This window comes from Mesorhizobium sp. M1A.F.Ca.ET.072.01.1.1 (assembly GCF_004023325.1).
In the GTDB taxonomy this organism is placed as follows: domain Bacteria; phylum Pseudomonadota; class Alphaproteobacteria; order Rhizobiales; family Rhizobiaceae; genus Mesorhizobium.
This window is the reverse complement of the sequence record NZ_RZSF01000093.1, coordinates 1-20450: the sequence shown is the minus strand read 5'-3', so window position 1 is coordinate 20450 and position 20450 is coordinate 1. Positions and strand designations below refer to the sequence as shown.

Sequence of the window (20450 nt, the reverse complement as noted above, 5' to 3'; positions counted from 1 at the left end):
ATACCAACCGACCATGTCGGCCGGCGATGTGCGCCAGCTCGGCCTGACTTTCTTCTCAGCAAATCTGAGCGTCGCCGACGCCGGCGAATATTCGGGCAGCGTCGGGGCGTTCCAGGCAGCGGCCAGCGGCGATCCGAGCGGCTACACCATCTCGCTGTCGTCGAGCATCAGCCGAGCGGCTTTCATCAGCGGCGCGCCGGCCTGGCAGGCGACCCGCTCCGCCTCCGTCGAGGTCAAACCGGGGGCGCAAGCGTGCGTTCTGGCGCTCGATCCGCATGTCGGCTCCGCCGTTAACCTGCAGGGCTCGACCAATGTGGCGATGAACGGCTGCGTGATCGCCGCAAACTCGGACGCGGCCGACGCCATCGACCGCGGCGGCTCGGCCCTGCTTAGCGCCGCATGCGTCTCGACGGTCGGCTCGACCTCGGGGATAATGCCGCCCAACGCAACACTCTCGTGTGACGCACCGCTCGAAAACCAGTACGCATCGTTCGACCCGTTGGCCAATGTCACCCCGCCCGCTTACGGCATGTGCCAATCGATGCCGAACGGCAAGACGGTCACGCTTTCGCCCGGCACCTATTGCGACAAGACCTGGTCAGGAAAGATCACGCTTAATCCGGGCGTCTACATCCTGCGCAATGTCACCATAAAGCCCGGCGGCAACGGCAGCCTCACCGGCCAGGGCGTGACGATCTTCCTGATGGAAGGCTCGCAGCTCTACATCAATGCCAATGAGCAGGTGAACCTCTCGCCGCCGACCAGCGGCCCCTATGCAGGCATCACAATCTTCCAGGCCAAGGGCAACACCGCGGCGCTGACGATCAACGGCGGATCCGGCTCGGTGGTCAGCGGTTTCATCTATGCCCCCGACGCGGCGATCTCCTATGCCGGGAATTCGGACATGAACGCGCAGGGCAATTGCCTGCGGCTGGTCGGCAATACCGTAGGCATGACCGGAAACTCGGCGGTGAAATCGGACTGCGCGGCCGAGCTCGGCAATCGCGAGATGTATGCCGGCAGGATGATCACCCTGGCGAAATAGCGCCGCTCTTCCGTCGAGGGGAAATCAGTACTCGCCGACGATATCGGCGCCGGGCTGTTCGTCGAACAACACCGCGCAGCCGCGCTGCAGCGCCACCTGGCTCAACGCGTTCGCCGCCGCTTCGTCGGATGAGACGAAGTCACCGGTCAAGACGCGCAGTTCCTCGACGGCTCTCGACATCGAAACAAGGCGCCCAGCCGCGCCATCGCTGGCGCAGGCGTCGACGACGCAGAGAAGATCGATCAGTTCGAAGCTGTCCATGGCGGCCTCCGCCCACAGGATCCCTTCGCGGAAGTCAACGGCGTGACGGGCGGCCGGGTTCCGCTCGGAGTGGTGCATCATGATTTGGCGACAGCCTGGGCGGCCCGCGCTGAGATCGAGCGAAGCGGCAGGCAGAGCATAAAAGTACGTCGCGCACGCCTGTGGTCGTTTGGATCGACCGGCAAAAGCGCGGCGAACAGGTTCGCGAATCTCGGCAGACTGCGGGATTGTGGGAGTTGCCCGCCACATCGCAGGAAATGGCGGGCAACTCCACTTTCAAACCGCCGATGAAGGGACGTTACTCGACGGTTGTGCCACAATGAGTTGTGGGCCTACTTGTTTCCAGAAATCGCCCATTCGGACCTCTGCGCTCAAAGGTGCGGCCTCAGGTCCCGCCTGACAAGGGACCGTGGCCCGAAAGCAGGAACATTCCAGCTTTGGCGCCGTTGCCACGACATCCCAATCGGCAGAGGAGAGGAAACCATGGCCGACAGACCTACAGTTGTAAACACCAGTGGCGGGGGCGGCGCCGGCACAGCAGTGGCGATCGTTCTTGCCATCATCGCGATCGTGGCCCTGCTGTTCTTTACCGGCATCATCAATGTCGGTGGCCGCACCGGCGGTGGCGGATCGACGGATGTCAATGTGAAGCTCGATGCGCCGAAGGTCGAGGCGCCCAAGGTGGAGACGCCTGCGGCTCCGTCGACGACGCCGGCACCCGCGCCTGCCGCTCCGGCTCCGGCCCCGGCTCCGGCCAACGGCGGTTGATCCGCCTGGCGCAACCGGTAGGCCGGTTGCGCGTTTATCGAATGGCTACTCCAGCTTCGGCCCGCGCATTCCTCTGGAAGGCGCGGGCCCTTTTTCTCTCGGGCCCTCTTTTCTCGGGCCCTTTTTGTCTCCGGCAGGTCCGCTCAGTCATCCAATTCCATCGGCCGATGGCCCGGCCTTTGATGCCAGACGACCTGGCGGAAGTCCGTCAGTTCGACGACTTGGTCGCAGGTCGGACAGATATAGTTGTCGCAGCACTGGCGAAGCGCCGGCGGAGTGCGGCGCACTGCCCCGACCGGCGGACGGGTTTCCGTTTTTCCTACCTGATGAAGCATCGATTCCTCCCAGTTTTTCTGATTTTTCGAGTATCGCCTTCCACCCGGCTTGGCCTCGCCTATGGCGGTTTCGATGGGCGCGGTGAGCGCGCGCCCGCAAGCGGAAATAAAGATGGACTTTCGTGGACGGAGCCTGGCTTTGCCGCGGCACTATTGGCGAAATTCACTTGCCGAGGGTTCACAGGATTCTCCCCAAGGGGCGAGAAACGGGGTGGCCCCTCAACCACCGTCGTGCCAGGCGCAAGGAACAGCAAAACACCGGCAGAGCGTGCTTGCAATAGGGCCTGCGCGGCAAAATCGATTTCGCGCCGCGCCCGGCAATTACATTAGCAATCATTCATTGAAAGGCGTATCAATCCAGCGGCGGTCGCCGACGATCGCGCGTCAGGCCCCGCTTGCAATCCTTGGAAATGGGAGGATGCCATGGCCGAAGCTGCAATGAAGGTCACCAGGCTCGAATCCAAGTCGCATAACAATCCCGACGAGGTTCGCTCGCCCGCCAAGACCCGCGTCGAAGTGGTGCGGCTGCCGGGCTATACGCTCGGGCGGCTCAACATGGAGCCGGGCTGGAAATGGTCCGAATGCGTGAAGCCGGTGGTCAAGACCGACAGCTGCCAAGTCTCGCATGTCGGCTATGTCGTGTCCGGAACAATTACCATACTCATGGACGACGGGACGCAGAAGACCTTCGAGGCCGGCACGTCCTATACCATCCCGCCCGGGCATGACGCCTGGGTGGAAGGCAATGAGCCGTTCCAATGCATCGAGGTGCTGAGCGCCGAGCAATACGCCAAGCCGGCCTAGCGGCGGCTGTCGGCGAAGGGACGGCCAGAAGATCGGAGGGGCGGTGCTCCGGCTCGGCCGCACTTCGTCATCCTGGTCTTCGCGCGTCGCTCGGCTCCTGACTTCGTCCTAGCATGACGCAGTTTTGGGCCGCGATCCTTCGCGCCCCTCTCTGGTCTCGCGGTCAACCCGTCAAAGGGGAGCACACCGGCGCAACCGGTCAAAGCCCTTGGTTGTGACGGGTTGCAGATGTTCTCATCCCCAGCTGGCCGGCTTGACAGGAAACTCCTTTTGTTCTCTTTATGTTCACACGCATTACCGCTTACAACAGTTGCTGCTAATGCTGCGTTGCCGAAAAGCGGATGGATGGAGCCGGGAGCGCGATGGCCGCCACGAACGCCGCTTCGGCCGCTACCATCCTGCATGCTGATCTCGACGCCTTCTACGCCTCGGTCGAGCAACTGCTCGACCCGTCGCTGCGCGGCAAGCCGATCGCAGTCGGCGGCGGCGTAGTGCTTGCCGCTTCTTATGAGGCGAAGATTTTTGGCGTGCGCGGCGGCATGCCCGGCCGCAGGGCGCGGGAGCTCTGTCCGCAGCTCATCTTCGTCGGCGGCCGCTTCGGCGAATACCAGCGTCTCGGCGACGCCGCGATCAAGGTGCTCGACGATTTCACGCCGCTGGTCGAGCGCATCTCGATCGACGAGGCTTTCGCCGATGTCGCCGGCTGCACGCATCTGTTCGGACCGCCGGACGAAATTGCGCGAACCATCCGCCGCCGCGTGAAGAGCGAGCTCGGCCTGCCGATCTCGATCGGCGTGGCCCGGACGAAGCATCTCGCCAAGATCGCCTCGCAGGTGGCCAAGCCCGACGGCCTGGTGGTGGTCGAGCCCGGCACCGAGCTTTCCTTCCTGCACGATTTGCCGGTGTCGCTGATGTGGGGCGTCGGTCCGGCAACCAAAGCGCGGCTCGCCGAGATCGGAGTCGAGACCATCGGGCAATTGGCGCGCACGCATAGCGGCGCGCTGGAGCGGCTGATCGGCCATGCCGCCGGCCAGAAGCTCGCGGCCCTTGCCTGGAACCGCGACCCGCGCCGGCTGGAGACGCATCGCCGCGCCCATTCCGCCGGCGCGCAGTCGGCGCTGGGGCGCAAACCGGCGCTGCCGCGCGTCTTCGTGCCGACGCTCCTGCAGCTCGCCGATCGCGTCGCCAGCCGCCTGCGCGCCAAGGACCGGCCCGGCCGCACGGTGACGGTGCGCGTGCGCTTTGCCGACATGCGCGCGGTCACCCGCTCGGTGACGCTGGAGCAACCGATCCAGGCGACGACCATGCTCGCTGACGTCGCGGAAGAGCTGGTCAGAGGCGTGCTCGCCGCTCACCCTGGCGAACGGGAAATCTCGCTGCTGGCGATCTCGGTCTCGCATCTGGAAGAGCATGCCAAGCTGCAGCTCGAACTGCCGCTCGGCCTGGCGGACGAGAAGCTGAAGCCCGGCAGCCGCAAAGGCCTCGCCCGCTTCGGCGCCGACCGCGCCATAGACAAGATCCGCCAGCGCTTCGGCAAGCAGGCCGTCGGCTACGGCACCGTCGCGCTGCAAGCAGCGCGCTCGGTGCCGGATGAATTCAGGGAGCTGGCGGAGAAGGAGCTGTGAGGGAGGTGCTTCGGCATCTGCTCTGCGGCGCTGGAGATTGGCGAAAGCCGACGCGCCGTCCGATCTCCCCCTTGTGGGGAGATGTCGCCGAAGGCGACAGAGGGCGTCGCCGCGCGTGAAGCGCCGGCGTCTTCGGCGACGAAGACAATGCTGGCGATCTATGTGAGACGCCCCTCTCTGGCCTGCCGGCCATCTCCCCCTCAAGGGGGGAGATCACGCGCCCGGTCGGCTGCCCTCAACCCGCCACAGCCCAGTCCAGCCGCATCGTCGCGCTCATCGAGTCCCCATCTTCAAGCACCGTCAGCCCTTCGCCGTGATGCGCATCGACCGGGTGCGAGACCGGCTCGAAGCAGAAGAACCCGGCCTCGGATGACGGCGAATAGAGGATATAGACGCCAAGCTCCGGCGAGGCGGTGAGCGTGATCCTGATCCCATCCTCGAGCTGCGTGATCGAGGCGCGACGATTCCAGCCGTCGAAGGCGTTGTTGACCCAGTCCCACGGCAGCGGGATGGAGCGCGAGAAATCCCAGGCCGGGCGCTCGCTCACGGGCACCACGCCGACTGGCAAATGGCGCTCGTCCTCCAGCCAGACGCGCCCGGCCTTGGCCCCGAGCAGGGTTGTGTCGCCGCGCGGGAACCAGGGATGGAAACCGAGGCCGTAAGGCAGGCGCATGCCGGCGCGGTTTTCCACCGTCAGCTGCGCCTCCAACGCGCCGTCCTGCAGCGCATAGGTCACGGAGGCCGCATAGCGGTAAGGACCGATCGCGCCATCGTCGAGCACCAGATCCGCCTCGGTGTCCGTGCGGCGGGCAAGCCGCCACGGTTTCTGGAAACCGTCGCCGTGGATCGGAAAGGCTTCGCCCGGAACGTTCGGCGCGACGGCGTGGAAGCGGCCGTCGAAAGTGAAGCCGCCGCCGGAGATGCGGTTCGACCACGGCACCAGGAGCTGGCAGCCGGACGTGCCGGTGCCATCGCCGGGCTTCAGCAGCGGAACCGGCGCGCTGCCGATCACCAGCGCGTCATAGCGCGCGATCGCCGCGCCCTTCTTCGGCGCCAGGACCAGCCTCGCCTGCCCGTCGTTCAGCTCGACCGCGCCGGCCATATCCTCACCAGCCGCCATCGATGGCGATGTTCTGGCCGCTGATCATGTCGGAGGCGGGTGAGACGAGGAACAGCACGAGCTCGGCGACGTTCTCAGGCTCGATGCGCGTCTTGAGGCTTTGGTTCTCGAGGACCCAGTCATTGTACTGCTTCAACCGGTCGCCGAAGACGCGCGCCTCCGCCTCCGAGACCACCGCGCCCGGCGACACGGCGTTGACGCGGATGCCATGCGGCCCGAGCTCACGCGCCAGCGACTTGGTGAGCCCGAGCATGGCGCCCTTCGAGGCGACATAGGGCACGTAGCCGTCCCAGCGGCCGTTGAGCGTGATCGAGCAGAAGTTGACGATCTTGCCGTAGCCCTGCGCTTTCATGCCCGGCGCGCAGGCCCGCGCCAGCGCAAAGGCGGCCGAGGAATTGACGCGGATCTGATCCTCATATTCGGCCAGCGAGAACTGCTCGAACGGCCGGTTGATGATCAGCGCCGCGTTGTTGATCAGGATATCGATCCCGCCTTCCTTCGCCGCCAGCGCGGCAACAGCCGCTTCCGCATCGGCCAGCCGGTTGAGATCGCAGCCGACGAAGGCGATATCGCCCCTGGCCTGCCCGGCAAGTCCCGCCACCGTCTGCTCGGCATCGCCGATGTCGGGGCGGTCGAGCACCAGCACGCGCGCGCCGGCCCGCGCCAGCGTCACCGCCTGGGCCCGGCCAAGCGAGCCGAGGCCGCCCGTCAGCAACACTTTACGACCAGCGAGCGCCTTCATTGCCTAACCCTCACAGGACAGAATGGACTTCGTCGATCGAGGTGTCGCCGATGCGCTTGTCCAGCACGATCTCGCCGCGCGCCATCGCGACGATGCGGTCGCAGCACTCGAAGACGTGGTGCATGTTGTGACTGATGAAGACGCCCGTCACTCCCTGTTCCTTCAGGCCGCGCACGAAGCCGATCACCTTGTTGGTCTCCTTGACCGAGAGGTGATTGGTCGGCTCGTCGAGGATCATCACCTTCGACTTGAAGTGCATGGCGCGCGCGATCGCGACGCCCTGGCGCTGGCCTCCGGAAAGCTCGCCGACGAGCGCATCGGGGGAGCGCAGATGCAGGTCGACATTGGCGATGGCGCGCACGCTTTCCTCGGCCATCTTCTTCTGGTCGAGGATGCCGACGCCGAGGATCGAGAACCGGGTCGGCTCACGGCCGATGAACAGGTTACGGGCGATCGACATGGTGGGGACCATGGAATTGTACTGGTAGATGGTCTCAATGCCGAGATCCATCGCGTCGCGCGGCGTCGCGATGCTGACGTCCCTGCCCTCGACCTTGATCTCGCCCTGGTCGGCCCGATGGACGCCGGACAGGATGTTGATCAAGGTCGACTTGCCGGCGCCGTTGTCGCCGACCAGGCCGAGCGCCTCGCCGCGCTTGAAGTCGAGCGTGACGCCTTTGAGGGCATGCACGCCGGAATACCACTTGTGCAGATCGCGCACAGAGATGATGGCATCGCTCACGGCTCAGCCCTCCATCTTGATGGCCTTGGCGCGCTTGCGCATCCAGGCATTGGCGACGACGGCGAAGATGGTCAGGAAGCCGATGGCGAATTTGAACCAATTGGCGTCGACATGGCTGAGCACAAGGCCGTTGTCGATGACGCGGATGAGCGTCGTGCCGATGATGCCGCCCATGACGGTGCCGATGCCGCCGGCGAGCGAGGCGCCGCCGATGACGGCGGATGCGACCGCCTGCAGCTCCATGCCCTCGCCGATCGAAGGCAGCGGCGACCCCAACCGCAGCACCTGCAGCATGCCGGCGAAGCCCGAGAGCACCGAGCACAGCATGAAGCAGACGATCTTGACCCTGGCCGTCGGGATGCCCATCGCCGCGGCGGCCGGCAGGAAGCCGCCGGTAGCCTTGATCCAGTTGCCGAAATTGGTGCGCGACAGCATCAGCGAGGTCAGCACCGCGACCGCCACGAACCACAGAAACGACATGCGGAACATGTTGCCCGGCCCGACGAAGGAAGTGAACAGCCAAGTCGGCAGGTCGGCGGGCAGCAGCGGCGGAAAGCCGCCGGACACGACGACGGTAAGCGAGCGCGCCATGAACAGCATGCCGAGCGTGGTGATGAAGCTCGGGATGGCGAAGCGGATGGTGACGTAACCGTTGATGAAGCCGATGGCCGCCGAGACGAGCAGCCCGGCGAGCAGCGCCAGCGGGAACGGCCAGCCCTGCACCATCAGCACCGCCATCGTCATCGGCATCAGCGCGAAGACCGAACCGACCGACAGGTCGAACTCGCCGCTGATCATCAGGATGGTAACGCCGATGGCGACGAGGCCGGCCTCCGGCAGGATGCCGAGAATGCCGCGCAGATTGTCCTGGTTCAGGAACACGCCGTGAGAGCGGACCTGGAACAGGACAATGAGCAGCACCAGGAGGATCAGCCCGGCCAGTTCCGGCTTCTCGAGATAGGTCTTGAACAGGCGCTTCAATGAAAGGCTCCGGTGCGGTGATTGTGAAAGGTACTGTGGCGCCGCGTTCCTTCACACCCCCCTCTGTCCTGCCGGACGGTCCGGCAGGACAGAGGGGGGTGATGTCCCGCCGTCTCGGCCAATCTCAAAGGCATGCGACCTCAGCGCATGCCCTGCGCGGACAGCGCCATGATCGCATCGGCGTCCTTCTGGCGCACGATGCCCTGCCCCGTGTCGATGTCGGAAGGCGCAAGACCGAGCTTCTTGTTGAGATAGACTTCCATCACCGGCATGAAGCCCTGCATGTAGGGCTGCTGGTCGACCAGCGCCTGGACATAGCCCTTCTGCATCTGCTGCAGCACTTCCGGCACGAGATCGAAGCCGCCGAGCAGGACCTTGCCGGGCGCGACCCCGCGATCGGCCAGCACGCGCGCCACGCCGGCGCACCAGAAGCCGGTGTCGAAATAGGCCGTAGTGTCGGGATGCGCGTTGAGATAGGCGCCGACGCGGTCGGAAGTGATGGCGAGGTCGGTGCCGCTGTCGATGCGCTCCCACGAGACGTCGCGGTCCTTATGAGCGGCCTTGTATTCCTCGAGGAACTGCATGACGCCGGCGCCGCGGGTTTCCGACCAGTTCTGGCCCGGCGCCGAGATGCCGACCAGCACCTTGATCGGACCATCCTTCGGGAAGCTCTCGGAAATCGCCTTGGCGAGCGAGTAGCCGGCTGGCTTGAAGCCCTGGCCGATGAAGGCCTGGCGCGCATTGCCCTTGGCGCCTTCGGTGTCGTCGACATTGACGGCGATCACCACCACGCCGGCGTCGCGGGCCTCCTTGATGACATCGTCGAAGGCATGGTCGTCGACGATGGAGGTGAGCAGCGCGTCGGGCTTGGCGGCAAGGGCCGCGCGCATGTTCGCGACCTGCTGCTCGATCGATCCCTCGGTCTGGGTGAAGACCATGTTGCAGTTGGCCTCGACCTTGGCGCAGCCATCGTCGAAACCTTTCTTTACCGCCTGCCAGAATGTGTTCGAGGCCGACGAATGATGGGTGAAGACGATGTTGAGCCCGTCGGCTTTGGCGGCCGATTGCCCGCCGATGAGGGCGGCGCCGAGCAGAAGCATTGCTGTGAGTTTTCTCATGTTTGTTCCTCCCTATGGATCTTTCCAGATGTGCGCCTTGCGCTAAATGTCCGTCTGGTTGCTGACGCGGCGGTGGACGGTGTAGGCCTTGCCAAGATCGGGACTGAGCGCCAGCCCGAGCCCGGGCCCCGGCGGCACGGTAATCATGCCGTCCTTCACCTCGGGCAGCGCCGTCACCAAATCGCGGTACCAGGTGCGGTAGAAGGCGCGCACGCTTTCCTGGACGAGCGCGTTGGGCGCGTTGAGCGACAAATGGGTGGATGCTGCGAGCACGACCGGACCGGTGCAGTCGTGCGGCGCCACCGGCAGCCGCCAAGCCTCGGCCATCGAAGCGATCTTGCGCGCCTCCGACAGGCCGCCGCACCAGGAGATGTCGAGCATGACGATCCCGGCCGCTCCAGTCTCCAGAAGGTCGCGGAAAGCCCAGCGGCTGCCCAGCGTCTCCGAGGCCGAGATCGGGGCCGGACTGGCGGCGGCGTAACGCTTCAGATCGCCGAGGCTGTCCATGCGGATCGGGTCCTCGTGCCAATAGGTGGCGTAGGGCCTGAGCGCCTCGGCGATCCTCATCGCCGGCAAGAGCTGCCACATCGAATGGAACTCGACCATGATGTCGATCCTGTCGCCGACGGCTTTGCGAATCTTTTCAAAAGGCTCGAGCGCCGCCTTCAAGTCGGCCGCCGAGATGTCGTTGCCGCGCGTCTTCTCCGCCGCGTGGTCGAACGGCCAGATCTTCATGGCGGTGATGCCGTCGGCGAGCAATTCCTCGGCCAGCTCGCCGGCGCGGGTGAGGAAGGCGTTGAGATCGTCGTAATCGCGCCCGGCACCGATGCCGTAATTGGCCGTCGTCTGGCCCTTGGCGTCCTTGATGTACTCGGTGCCGGCGCAGGTGTTGTAGGTGCGGATCGAGCGACGGCTGAAACCGCCGAGCAGCTGCGCGACCGGCTGGCCGGTGGCCTTGCCGAAAATGTCCCACAGCGCGATGTCGAAGGCGGAGTTGCCGCGCACCTCGGCGCCGCTGGAGCGGAAGCCGAGATAGCCGACGAGATCGGCGGCCAAGAGATCGATCTCCAGCGGATCGCGGCCGATCACCCTGGGCGCAACATATTCGTGCAGATATTCCTCGACGGTGCGCGATAGATAAAACGTCTCGCCGAGTCCGGTGATGCCCTCGTCGGTATGAACCTCGACCCAGAGCAGGTTGGGCCGTTCCTCGATGCGGACGGTCTCGATGGCGCGGATCTTCATCAGGCTATTCCCGCGTCGATGAGCGCCTTGACGCTCTTGTCGAAATGCTCGGCCATATGCTCGGCCGCAAGCCGCGGATCACCCTTGAGGATGGCGTCGGCAATGTCCTCATGGCCCTTGATCATCTTGAGCTGGTCCTCGTCGGAGGAACGGGTTCGCCAGCCGATGACCCAGGTGCGCCGCGTCACGCCGCTGAAGGCGGTGACGATCAGCGAAAAGACCGGATTGTGCGAGGCCGCCGCGATCGCCTCGTGGAAGGCGATGTCGTGCTCCATGACGGTCTCGGGGCTCTTGCAACTCTCGCGCATCAGCCGGGCCGACTGGGCGATCGCCGCGGCTTCCGCGTTGGTGCGGCGCAGCGCGGCCAGCGCCACGGTGCGCATCTCGATGGTGCGCCTGACGTCATAGACCTGCTGCACGCTGATCTGCTGGGTGGTGATGCCATGCTCGATCACCATCGACATGGCGCCGGTGTCGAGCTTGGCAACGGTGGCGCGGCGCCCGGCGCTCATGTCGATCAGCCGCATCGCCGACAGCGAGCGGAAGGCCTCGCGCACGACCGTGCGGGAAACGTTGAGCTGGCGCGTCATGGCGGCCTCGCTGGGCAGCGGATCGCCGGGTGCCAGGCCTTCCGAGCGGATGTGCTGGGTTATCGCCTGAATCGCCGTGCTGACCAGGCCAGGACTCGGTTCATCCGGTGGGTCCGTCTGCTCTTGCATGCGTTTCCTCAACACCTGTATGACAGGTTGATGTTGAATTGCTCATAGTTCGGCTTAAAGATATATGTCAAGCTGATTTTCTGACACCCTGCCCCGAGGCGCCCCATGCACGAGAAGCAAGCCGACCTGATCTTCGATGCGCGCGACGTGGTCGGCGAAAGCCTGGTGTGGGACGAGCGCCGCGAAAGGCTGGTTTGGGTCGACATCATCGGCCGCAGGATCCATCGGCTGGATCCGCTGAGCGGCGCGCATGAAAGCTGGCAGACGCCCGATCTCGTGACCTCGGTCGGCCTGCGCAACGACGGCGGCGCGATCGTCGGGTTGCGCAAGGAGATCGCGTTATGGGACTTCGATGGGCCGTTCCGGGCGCTCGCGACGATCGAGGCCGACAGGCCCGGAACGCGGCTCAACGAGGGCGTGGTGGCGCCGGACGGTTCGTTCTGGATCGGAACGATGGCCAACAACATCGGGCCGGACGACGCGCCGGTCCGCATCGCCAGCGATGAAGGTCGGCTCTACCGGGTCGGCCCGGACGGCAAAGCGACGCCGCTCAGCGAAGACCGGTTCGGCATCACCAACACGATGGTGTGGCTGCCCGACGGACGCTTCGTCACCGCCGACACGACGAAGAATGCGCTCTACAGCTATGACTGGGACAAGAAGGCGGGACGGCTCGGCCGGGCGCTCCCCTTCTTCACCGGCTTCGAGCGCGGCCTGCCGGACGGCTCCTGCCTTGACGCAGAGGGCTATATCTGGAACTGCCGGGTGGTTGGCGGAAGCTGCCTCGCCCGCATCGCGCCCGACGGCAGGTTGGACCGGATCGCCGAATTGCCTTGCAGTTGGCCGACGAGCTGCGCCTTCGGCGGCCCCGGCCTCGACACGCTGTTCGTCACCTCGGCGCGCTTCACGATGAGCGCCGAGCATCTCGACGCCAACCCCTTCGAAGGCGGCCTGTTCGCGCTCAGGCCCGGCGTCAGCGGCGCGCCGGGCAACCGGTTTGGATAATCGAGAGATCGGCAGCAGCGATCAAAAAACTTCACCATCGATGTCGGACTGGCCAATCACCGTTCGTCATAGGAGCATAGATCGGCAATCAACAGGAGAAACGATATGCCCAGCACTGTCCGCCTGCACCGCGTGCTTTCCACCAAACCTGAAAAAGTCTATCGCGCTTTCATCGAGGCGGACGCGCTGGCGAAATGGCTGCCGCCGAACGGCTTCACCTGCACGGTGCATCACTTGGATGCAAAGGCCGGCGGCAACTTCAAAATGTCGTTCCGCAATTTCACCACGGGCGAAAGCCATGCCTTCGGCGGCGACTATGTCGAGCTCGTTCCGGGTGAGCTCGTGCGCTACACCGACAAGTTCGACGATCCCAACCTGCCCGGCGAGATGCAGGTGACGGTGAAGTTGAAGAAAGTCTCGGTCGGCACGGAGATGGAGATCACCCAGGCCGGCATTCCGGACGCCATCCCCGCCGAGGCCTGCTATCTCGGCTGGCAGGAGTCGCTCAAGAACTTGGCAAGGCTCGTCGAGCCCGAGATCAATCAGTAAAGACCGATCGCGAAGTCTATGCGGCCGGCCGCGACGAAGCGGCCGGCGCGCGGCCCCGCTTTCCACACCGCGACGTTACGCGTTTCCCCCGCTTGCCAGAATGGCTGCGCTGGGCTGGATTGAGCAAAGCCGAGCTCGAATGCCGAACAGACAGGCAGAGGGGGGCGCGATGGAGACGATTCCAGCCGGATCATCACCGGCTGACGACAAGGTCGAGCATTACGAGCTCGGCCTTTGCCTGTCGGGCGGCGGCTATCGCGCCATGCTGTTCCATGCCGGCGTGCTCTGCCGGCTGAACGAGGCCGGCCTGCTTCAGAAAATCGACATGGTCAGTTCGGTCTCGGGCGGCTCGATTGCCGCGGGGCTGCTTGCGGTTCTCTGGCCGCGCCTCAGCTTTGCCAACGGCGTTGCCACGAATTTCCGCGAGCTTTACATCGAAAAAATCCTTGCTTTCTCGCAGGTCTTCCTTGACGCGCCGTCGATCCTCAAGGGCGTGTTCAACCCGTTTTCGAGCGCGGCGCGCGAAGTCGCCGCCTGCTACGAGCGCCATCTGTTCGACGGCAAGGTGCCGACGCTGAAGAGCCTGACCCGGCGTCCGTGGTTCGTGTTCTGCTCGAGCAATCTCAGCACCGGCTCGCTGTTTCGCATGTCCAACCGCTACATTGCCGATTACCGGATCGGCATGGCCAAGCATGCGGACCTGCCGGTCGCGACCGCGGTCGCCGCGTCGTCCGCCTTCCCGCCGTTTCTGTCGCCGCTCAGGCTCGACCTCACGCAGTTCGCATGGGAGAACGACAAGCTCGACGCGAGCGTCGGCCCGCCGGTCCCGGCCGGCCGCGCCGTGCTTACCGATGGCGGCGTCTATGACAATCACGGCATCGAGCCGGCGCTGAAGCGCTGCCGCTGGCTTTTGGTCAGCGACGCCGGCGCGCCCTGGCGAGCGTCCGGCTCCGGCTACTGGAACTGGTTCTCGCAGTTGAAGCGCGTGCTCGACACCACCGACAACCAGGTGCGCTCGCTCCGGCGGCGCGACCTCATCGCCCGCTTCCAGGCGGCGAAGGATGCCGACGACCAGGGCCTGCGCAATGACGCGACCCGGCCCGACTATGCCGCCACCCGCGGCGTCTACTGGTCGATCGCCAGCAAGCCTGACGCCGCCGAGCCGAGCTTCGTGCAAAGCGCGGCAATCGCGCCTGCCGATATCGGCACGTCGCTGCATTTCCTGGGAAGCGAGGAGACGATCGATCTCGTCAATTGGGGCTATTGCGCCAGCGACCAGGCGCTGCGGAGCTGGTACCGGCCGGCGGTGCCGGCTGGAAAGGGCGTGCCGCTGAAGGCGGGCGACGTGAAGCCCGGACGCTGTGCGGTGGTGTCGAAGGCGCTGATGAGCGGTTTCAACGTGTGAGCATGGCGTTCGGACTCCGCGTCCGCTTTCGCCAATCGCCATCGTGGCGCAATCCAAACCGGTTCGTGCCCTGCACCGCCGCGTGCTAACAGAGGCGCTTTCAACAAGGATGGACAGCGACATGGCAGGAGAAAAAGTAGCTCTGGTGACGGCGGGGGGCAGCGGTATCGGCGCGGCGGCGGCGAAGCGGCTGGCCGCCGACGGCTTCAAGGTCGGCGTGCTCTCCTCCTCCGGTAAGGGCGAGGCGCTGGGCAACGAACTCGGCGGTTTCGGCGTCACCGGCTCCAACCAGTCGAACGAGGATCTGAAGCGGCTGACCGACGGCGCGCTGGAACGCTGGGGCCGCATCGACGTGCTGGTCAACAGCGCCGGCCACGGGCCGCGCGCGCAGATCATCGAGATCAGCGACGAGGACTGGCACAAGGGCATCGACACCTATTTCCTTAACGTCGTGCGCCCGACCCGCCTGGTGACGCCGGTGATGCAGAAGCAGAAGGCGGGCGTCATCATCAACATCTCGACCGCCTGGGCGTTCGAGCCGAGCGTCGCCTTCCCGACCTCGGCGGTGGCGCGCGCCGGGCTCGCCGCCTTCACCAAGATCTTTGCCGACACCTATGCGGCCGATAACATCCGCATCAACAACGTGCTGCCGGGCTGGATCGACAGCCTGCCCGGCGTAGAGGAACGCCGCCAGAGCGTGCCGATGAAGCGCTACGGCACATCCGAGGAAGTGGCGGCAACGATCTCCTTCCTCGCTTCCGACGGCGCGGCCTATATCACCGGCGAGAACATCCGCGTCGATGGTGGATTGATGCGGGGGTACTGAGGCTCGTTTTCGGCAGGCGGGTCGTTTCGCCGGCAATGCGTGGCCGGCGAACGCCCCCGATGGCAGGCAGGGAGCCGGCGCAAAGGTTTCGTATCCACTGCTCTCCCTGCCCATGCTCGGGAACGCAGCCCTGTCCGGTTGCCTCTCGACCGTTGCGATGGCGCTGTCGGCGCTCGGGCCTTGCGGCAGGCTGGTTTTTCCAGCCCGGTCGATAGCGGACTGACGCGGCTGCGGCTGACCGCTGGACAATGGCCGCCGCCTCCCGCACCCTTAAGACTGCAAGGGAGACACGCATGAGCGCTTCACTCAGGCTGGGCATTGTCGGCGGCGCCGGCTGGCTGGGCGGCGCGATCGCGGGTGCCGCGCTTTCGGCCGGCGTGGTGCGGGCGGAGAACCTCACCCTCTCCTATCGGAGCACCAAGCCGGATCGCTTTCCAGGCGTCTTCTGGAGCGACGACAACCAGGCGCTCGCCGACCGCTCGGACGTCATCATGCTTTCCGTGCGGCCGCAGGACTGGCCGTCGCTCGAGCTGGATGCCAAGGGCAAGCTGGTGATTTCGGTTATGGCCGGCATCCGATTGGCCGAGATCGGCGAGAAGCACGGCACCGGCCGCGTGGTGCGCACGCTGCCCAACGCGGCTGCCGAGGTCGGCAAATCCTACACGCCGTGGATCGCGAGCGGCGACGCCACCGAATTTGACCGCGCGACCGTGCGCGCGATCTTCGGAGCCTGCGGCGTTGAGGACGAGGTCGGCAGCGAGCGCGACATCGACTATCTCACCGGGCTGACGGGCTCTGGCCCCGCCTTCCCTGCCCTGCTCGCCGAGGCGATGATGCGCGACGCCGTGGCCTTCGGCCTCAAGCCGGAGGTCGCGCGCCGCGCGGTCAATACCGTGCTCACCGGAACCGGCCGGCTGCTGGAGCTCAACGACGCTTCACCGGCCGATACGGTCGAGGCCTTTCTCGGCTATCGCGGCACGACAGCGGCCGCGATCGAGACGATGCGCGAAGCGGGCTTCGACCAGGCCGTTGCCAAGGGACTGGCGGCCGCGTTCCTGAAGTCGATCGCGATGGGCAAGGCGTGAGCCGACGACGTCGCCCTTTGAGCGCGGAATGCATCAGGCGAGCATCCGCCGGATCGGGCCTCGCCGCTCAGGTGAGTCGTGCCGCCTACGCGAACTCCTCGCGCCGCGATGCTTAATTTTTGATAAAAGAAATTAGTAATATTGTGTAAAACTGAGTGAGCCCTCGCGTGCAAATTGTATTAGGGCGTTCTCACTCTCTTTTCTTGCGAATAATTGATCGCTGAACGGCAAATTTTCTCTGTACTATTACACAATTCCTTGGAACGATACCCGGAATTACAAGTTGACCCGCTAGCGATCGGTTGAGTTCGCATCGCCGATTCAAGCAAGCCGTGTATTGCGAGGAGGGTTGTCCGATGAGCAGCTTCGTCAATGCCGTAGGCGTTCCTCTCCCCTATAGCGGCTCGTCCAACCATTGGTACTCGGCGGCGGGGTCCGGACCGGACTTGTGGGGCACCTCCGGAAACGACACTTTCTATGGAGCTTCCGGCGTCAATGTCACCATGCACGGCGGCTACGGCGATGACATCTATTATCTCTATGCCGCGGGCAACAAGGTGGCCGAGGGCTATGGGGCAGGCATCGACACCATCAGCACATGGATGAGCTACACGCTTCCCGACAATGTCGAGAACCTGATCGTCACCAATGCCAAGAACTACGCTTTCGGAAACGACCTGGACAACATCATCACCGCCAAGGCCGGCCACCAGACGCTGGACGGCGGGAAGGGCAATGATGTGCTGATCGATGGTGGCGGCGGTTTCGACACTTTCATCATCGCGAAAGGCAACGGAAGCGACCTGATCGCCAATTTTGCCGCGACTGACAGCGTCCGTCTCGATGGCTATGGGTTCACTTCCTTCGACGCCATCCACTCGAACATGATCCAAGCGGGACCGAACGTCATCTTGAACCTCGGATCCGGCGAGGTCCTCATGTTCAAGGACACGACCATCGACAAGCTGCAGCCCAGCCAATTCCAGCTGCCGATCGACAAGTCCGACATGACGCTGTCTTTCAGCGACGACTTCAACGCGCTGAACCTCCACAACAGCCAAGGCGGCACGTGGGATACCAACTTCTGGTGGGGCGCGCCGAACGGCAGCACGCTCGCCACCAACAACGAGCTGCAATGGTATATCGACGCCAATTACGCGCCGACGAGCTCGGTCCACCCGTTCAGCGTGAACAACGGCGTGCTCACCATCACCGCGGCGCAAGCGCCGGCGGACATCAAACCGCTGATCAACAATTACGAATACACGTCCGGCATCCTGACCACGCATGACAGCTTCTCGCAGACATACGGCTATTTCGAAATGCGCGCCGACCTGCCGGAAAACGCCGGCGCCTGGCCGGCCTTCTGGCTGCTGCCGGAAGACGGCTCGTGGCCGCCTGAGCTGGACGTCGTCGAAAGATACGGCCAGACCCCGAACTCGCTTCTGATGACCGCGCATACGATGGAGACGGGGACGCACACCATGGTCGGGTCTACGGTGAATGTGATGGATACTGCCGGTTTCCACACCTATGGCCTGCTGTGGACGCCGGACAAGCTTGTCTGGACCTATGACGGCGTGCAGGTCGCGGAAGCGGCGACGCCCTCGGACATGGACAAGCCCATGTACATGCTGGTCAATCTTGCGATCGGCGGCCAGGCCGGCGCGCCGCCGGATCATCTTGCCACACCGGCCGAGATGAAGATCGACTACATCCGCGCCTATACGCTGGACGCTGTGGAGGCTAACCCCCTGGTCGCCACCAGCAGCACCACCAGCACCACCACCGCAACGCACAGCACTGCCACGCACAGCTTCGGCAGCAGCACGCTGCATCACGGTTCCGAGTTTGGGGGCCACGCTTAAGATTTTCAGGCGATCGGTTCGATGTCCCGGGATGATTTAGCGGCGGCCGATATGACTGAACCGTCGAGCCTGCGGGCGGTGTTCCTGCGCGCCATCGCCGATGTCGGCATCTTCTCGCTGCTGATCAACATCCTGCTTCTGGTGATCCCGCTTTATTTGCTGCAGGTCTATGACCGCGTGCTGCCCTCCTCCAGCGTCGAGACGCTGGTCTATCTGTCGGCGATTGCGGTTCTTGCGCTCGCTTTCCTCGGACTGCTGGACGCGATCCGCGCCGTCTACACGCAGCGCGTCGCGGCCGCCGTCGACAGGAAGCTCGGGGCAAGGACATTCGCCCTGTCGCTGGCGCCCCAATATGCCGGCGGCCTGTCGCCGCTGCGTGATCTCGCCTCGGTCTGCGCCTTCGTCCGGTCGCGCGGCGTGGCGGTGCTGTTCGACCTGCCCTTTGCGCCCGTCTTCCTCGCTTTGCTCTATCTGATCCATCCGGTGCTGTTCTGGGTGACAGTCGCCGGCGCGGTGCTTCTGCTCGTCCTTGTCGTCGCGAACCAGCTCGCCATTGGCCGGAACGATGCCATGTCCGCGGAACGCTCGGCGTTGGCGAGCCATGCGGAACAGGTCTTTGCCCGCAATGCCGAAACGCTGCGCGCCATGGGCATGGTCGAGAACGCCGCTCGGGTCTGGGGGCGGCATGTCGGGGCAGCGCTCACGCTTTACGACCGTTCCTCGAGCGCCAATGCGATCTTCAGCGGCGCCTCGCGGGCGCTGCGCATGATGCTGCAGCTGGCCATCCTCGGCGCCGGCGCGTGGCTGGTGCTCGAGGGGCAGATGACGGCGGGCATGATCTTCGCCTCCTCGCTGGTGTCGTCGCGCGCGCTGCAGCCGCTCGACCAGCTGATCGGCGCCTGGAGGCAAATCGTCGAGGCAAAGCGCGCCTGGAAGCGGCTGGAGACGGCGCTTGCTGCGCATCCGGCTGGGAAGCGGAAACTGGCGCTCCCCGATCCGTTAGGCGCGATTTCGGTGCAGGACGTTTTCTTCATGGCGCCGAACGCGCAGCCCGGCACCGAACCTATCCTCAAGCGGCTGAATTTCCAGATCGGCGCCGGCGAAGCGGTGGCGATCGTCGGGCCGAGCGGCGCCGGCAAATCGACGCTGGCGCGGCTGCTTGTCGGTGCCGCGCAGCCGACCGGGGGCGCAGTGAGGATCGACGGCGCCGACCTCAGGACCTGGGAGGAAAAACAGCTCGGGAGACAGATCGGCTACCTGGCGCAGGAGGTGGAGCTCTTTCCCGGCACGATCGGCGACAATGTCGCCCGCTTCGACGCGCAGGCCGAGGACGCCGCGATCGTCGAGGCCGCCAGGCGCGCCCAGGCGCATGAGTTGATCCTGGCGCAGCGCGACGGCTACCAGACGATGATCGGCCCTTCCGACAGGACGCTCTCGGGCGGCGAGCGCCAGCGGATCGGGCTGGCGCGCGCCTTCTACGGCAACCCCCGCATTCTCGTGCTCGACGAGCCCAGTTCCCATCTCGACGGCAGCGGCGAGGCGGCGCTCGAAGTGGTGCTGGTCGCCGCGCGGGCGGCCGGCGTCACGATCCTCGTGATCACGCATCGCCCGTCCATCGCCACGGCCTGCGACCGCGTGATGGTTCTGCGCGGTGGTGTGATCGAGGCCTTCGGCCCGAGCGCCGAGGTGCTGCGGCGGTCCACGGTCGATAGAGGCGCCGGCAACGCCCCGGCCGCCCAGCAGGGCACGGTGGTGACCGGATCATTCGCGCCGACGATCCGCACGCACGGCATCCGCTTCGGATCCTAGACGATGACCATCGAGAGCCTTGCCTGGGATGGACAGCCGCGCACCGACTTCCGACGCGTGGCCTTCATAGGGTATGCGGCAATCGCGCTCTTCGCGGGCGGCTTCGGCTATTGGGCGGTAAGCGCGCCGCTGTCCGGCGCGGTGATCACGCAGGGCACGATCTCGGCGACGGGCGGCAACATCCTCATCCAGCAGCCGGAGGGCGGCATCATCCAGCAGTTGCTGGTCCGCGAGGGCGACCGGGTGCAGCAGGGCCAGGACCTCATCCTGCTCGACCGGACGGCGGCGCAAGCCGAGCTCAACCGTCTGACCAGGCAGTCGATCGCGCTCAAGGCGAGCATGGCGCGGCTGGAGGCCGAGCGCGACGGGCTGGACAGGCTCGCGCCGATCACCGAGGC

Annotated in this window: 20 protein-coding genes; 12 read left to right on the top strand and 8 right to left on the bottom strand. The window is 65.2% G+C overall.

The genetic code is table 11. From position 1 onward, the window contains the following. Window positions 1-1045: pilus assembly protein (locus tag EOA32_RS15335; protein ID WP_128372197.1), on the top strand; the 1045-nt coding region annotated here is incomplete at its 5' end. Window positions 1046-1069: 24 nt separating this feature from the next. Here the strand turns inward: EOA32_RS15335 and EOA32_RS15330 are convergent. After that, window positions 1070-1306 (bottom strand): hypothetical protein, encoded by a 237-nt coding sequence (locus EOA32_RS15330; protein ID WP_067001071.1) that lies wholly within the window; start codon window positions 1304-1306, stop codon window positions 1070-1072. A gap of 483 nt (window positions 1307-1789) precedes the next feature. Between EOA32_RS15330 and EOA32_RS39260 the strand changes: the two genes are divergently transcribed. From EOA32_RS39260 to dinB, 3 genes are all read left to right on the top strand, one after another. Then, the gene (locus EOA32_RS39260) at window positions 1790-2074 is read left to right on the top strand and encodes a hypothetical protein (RefSeq protein WP_067001023.1); all 285 of its coding nucleotides are present in this window, start codon (window positions 1790-1792) and stop codon (window positions 2072-2074) included. A gap of 758 nt (window positions 2075-2832) precedes the next feature. Continuing rightward, window positions 2833-3213, top strand: coding sequence for a cupin domain-containing protein (locus EOA32_RS15320; protein ID WP_128372196.1), 381 nt, complete (start codon window positions 2833-2835; stop codon window positions 3211-3213). A gap of 362 nt (window positions 3214-3575) precedes the next feature. Then, the gene (gene dinB / locus EOA32_RS15315; protein ID WP_128372195.1) at window positions 3576-4838 is read left to right on the top strand and encodes a DNA polymerase IV; all 1263 of its coding nucleotides are present in this window, start codon (window positions 3576-3578) and stop codon (window positions 4836-4838) included. A gap of 235 nt (window positions 4839-5073) precedes the next feature. On the opposite strand, the gene EOA32_RS15310 is transcribed toward dinB, so the two are convergent. The 7 genes from EOA32_RS15310 to EOA32_RS15280 form a co-directional block, all read right to left on the bottom strand. Then, on the bottom strand, window positions 5074-5958 hold the full coding sequence (locus EOA32_RS15310) for an aldose 1-epimerase (protein WP_245499280.1): 885 nt from the start codon (window positions 5956-5958) through the stop codon (window positions 5074-5076). Next, window positions 5945-6700: an SDR family oxidoreductase gene (locus EOA32_RS15305; protein ID WP_128372194.1), complete on the bottom strand. Its 756-nt coding sequence runs from the start codon at window positions 6698-6700 to the stop codon at window positions 5945-5947. The genes EOA32_RS15310 and EOA32_RS15305 overlap by 14 nt, the downstream gene beginning before the upstream one ends. Before the next feature lie 10 nt (window positions 6701-6710). Next, window positions 6711-7442 (bottom strand): ATP-binding cassette domain-containing protein, encoded by a 732-nt coding sequence (locus EOA32_RS15300; RefSeq protein ID WP_128372193.1) that lies wholly within the window; start codon window positions 7440-7442, stop codon window positions 6711-6713. Between the two features lie 3 nt (window positions 7443-7445). Then, window positions 7446-8423 carry an ABC transporter permease gene (locus EOA32_RS15295; protein ID WP_066993166.1) on the bottom strand — a complete coding sequence of 326 codons (978 nt, stop codon included), beginning with the start codon at window positions 8421-8423 and terminating at the stop codon, window positions 7446-7448. A 140-nt stretch (window positions 8424-8563) separates the two neighbouring features. Then, the gene (locus EOA32_RS15290; protein WP_095828680.1) at window positions 8564-9541 is read right to left on the bottom strand and encodes a sugar ABC transporter substrate-binding protein; all 978 of its coding nucleotides are present in this window, start codon (window positions 9539-9541) and stop codon (window positions 8564-8566) included. 42 nt (window positions 9542-9583) lie between these two features. After that, entirely contained in the window at window positions 9584-10786 is a 1203-nt protein-coding gene (locus tag EOA32_RS15285; RefSeq protein WP_066993162.1) for a mandelate racemase/muconate lactonizing enzyme family protein, read from the bottom strand. Beyond that, window positions 10786-11505 carry a FadR/GntR family transcriptional regulator gene (locus EOA32_RS15280; protein WP_095778886.1) on the bottom strand — a complete coding sequence of 240 codons (720 nt, stop codon included), beginning with the start codon at window positions 11503-11505 and terminating at the stop codon, window positions 10786-10788. The genes EOA32_RS15285 and EOA32_RS15280 overlap by 1 nt, the downstream gene beginning before the upstream one ends. Window positions 11506-11610: 105 nt before the next feature. On the opposite strand from EOA32_RS15280, the gene EOA32_RS15275 reads away from it, so the two are divergent. The 8 genes from EOA32_RS15275 to EOA32_RS15240 form a co-directional block, all read left to right on the top strand. Beyond that, window positions 11611-12510, top strand: a complete 900-nt coding sequence (locus tag EOA32_RS15275; RefSeq protein ID WP_128372192.1) for an SMP-30/gluconolactonase/LRE family protein — start codon at window positions 11611-11613, stop codon at window positions 12508-12510. A gap of 105 nt (window positions 12511-12615) precedes the next feature. Continuing rightward, window positions 12616-13059, top strand: coding sequence for an SRPBCC family protein (locus tag EOA32_RS15270; RefSeq protein WP_066993153.1), 444 nt, complete (start codon window positions 12616-12618; stop codon window positions 13057-13059). Between the two features lie 169 nt (window positions 13060-13228). Then, window positions 13229-14464, top strand: coding sequence for a patatin-like phospholipase family protein (locus EOA32_RS15265; RefSeq protein ID WP_128372191.1), 1236 nt, complete (start codon window positions 13229-13231; stop codon window positions 14462-14464). A gap of 121 nt (window positions 14465-14585) precedes the next feature. Then, entirely contained in the window at window positions 14586-15290 is a 705-nt protein-coding gene (locus tag EOA32_RS15260; RefSeq protein WP_095828799.1) for an SDR family oxidoreductase, read from the top strand. 293 nt (window positions 15291-15583) lie between these two features. After that, window positions 15584-16375: a pyrroline-5-carboxylate reductase dimerization domain-containing protein gene (locus EOA32_RS15255; protein ID WP_095828684.1), complete on the top strand. Its 792-nt coding sequence runs from the start codon at window positions 15584-15586 to the stop codon at window positions 16373-16375. Between the two features lie 356 nt (window positions 16376-16731). Next, the gene (locus EOA32_RS15250; protein WP_128372190.1) at window positions 16732-18243 is read left to right on the top strand and encodes a family 16 glycosylhydrolase; all 1512 of its coding nucleotides are present in this window, start codon (window positions 16732-16734) and stop codon (window positions 18241-18243) included. Between the two features lie 51 nt (window positions 18244-18294). Further along, on the top strand, window positions 18295-20052 hold the full coding sequence (locus tag EOA32_RS15245; protein ID WP_128372189.1) for a type I secretion system permease/ATPase: 1758 nt from the start codon (window positions 18295-18297) through the stop codon (window positions 20050-20052). 3 nt (window positions 20053-20055) lie between these two features. After that, the coding region (locus EOA32_RS15240) for a biotin/lipoyl-binding protein (protein WP_128372188.1) at window positions 20056-20450 on the top strand (395 nt) is incomplete at its 3' end.

What these genes read in the sequence shown, in the direction of transcription:
- EOA32_RS15330 (WP_067001071.1), bottom strand. Translation starts at nt 1,306, where the DNA reads ATGGACAGCTTCGAACTGATCGATCTTCTCTGCGTCGTCGACGCCTGC.
- EOA32_RS39260 (WP_067001023.1), top strand. Translation starts at nt 1,790, where the DNA reads ATGGCCGACAGACCTACAGTTGTAAACACCAGTGGCGGGGGCGGCGCC.
- EOA32_RS15320 (WP_128372196.1), top strand. Translation starts at nt 2,833, where the DNA reads ATGGCCGAAGCTGCAATGAAGGTCACCAGGCTCGAATCCAAGTCGCAT.
- dinB (WP_128372195.1), top strand. Translation starts at nt 3,576, where the DNA reads ATGGCCGCCACGAACGCCGCTTCGGCCGCTACCATCCTGCATGCTGAT.
- EOA32_RS15310 (WP_245499280.1), bottom strand. Translation starts at nt 5,958, where the DNA reads ATGGCGGCTGGTGAGGATATGGCCGGCGCGGTCGAGCTGAACGACGGG.
- EOA32_RS15305 (WP_128372194.1), bottom strand. Translation starts at nt 6,700, where the DNA reads ATGAAGGCGCTCGCTGGTCGTAAAGTGTTGCTGACGGGCGGCCTCGGC.
- EOA32_RS15290 (WP_095828680.1), bottom strand. Translation starts at nt 9,541, where the DNA reads ATGAGAAAACTCACAGCAATGCTTCTGCTCGGCGCCGCCCTCATCGGC.
- EOA32_RS15285 (WP_066993162.1), bottom strand. Translation starts at nt 10,786, where the DNA reads ATGAAGATCCGCGCCATCGAGACCGTCCGCATCGAGGAACGGCCCAAC.
- EOA32_RS15280 (WP_095778886.1), bottom strand. Translation starts at nt 11,505, where the DNA reads ATGCAAGAGCAGACGGACCCACCGGATGAACCGAGTCCTGGCCTGGTC.
- EOA32_RS15275 (WP_128372192.1), top strand. Translation starts at nt 11,611, where the DNA reads ATGCACGAGAAGCAAGCCGACCTGATCTTCGATGCGCGCGACGTGGTC.
- EOA32_RS15270 (WP_066993153.1), top strand. Translation starts at nt 12,616, where the DNA reads ATGCCCAGCACTGTCCGCCTGCACCGCGTGCTTTCCACCAAACCTGAA.
- EOA32_RS15265 (WP_128372191.1), top strand. Translation starts at nt 13,229, where the DNA reads ATGGAGACGATTCCAGCCGGATCATCACCGGCTGACGACAAGGTCGAG.
- EOA32_RS15260 (WP_095828799.1), top strand. Translation starts at nt 14,586, where the DNA reads ATGGCAGGAGAAAAAGTAGCTCTGGTGACGGCGGGGGGCAGCGGTATC.
- EOA32_RS15255 (WP_095828684.1), top strand. Translation starts at nt 15,584, where the DNA reads ATGAGCGCTTCACTCAGGCTGGGCATTGTCGGCGGCGCCGGCTGGCTG.
- EOA32_RS15250 (WP_128372190.1), top strand. Translation starts at nt 16,732, where the DNA reads ATGAGCAGCTTCGTCAATGCCGTAGGCGTTCCTCTCCCCTATAGCGGC.
- EOA32_RS15245 (WP_128372189.1), top strand. Translation starts at nt 18,295, where the DNA reads ATGACTGAACCGTCGAGCCTGCGGGCGGTGTTCCTGCGCGCCATCGCC.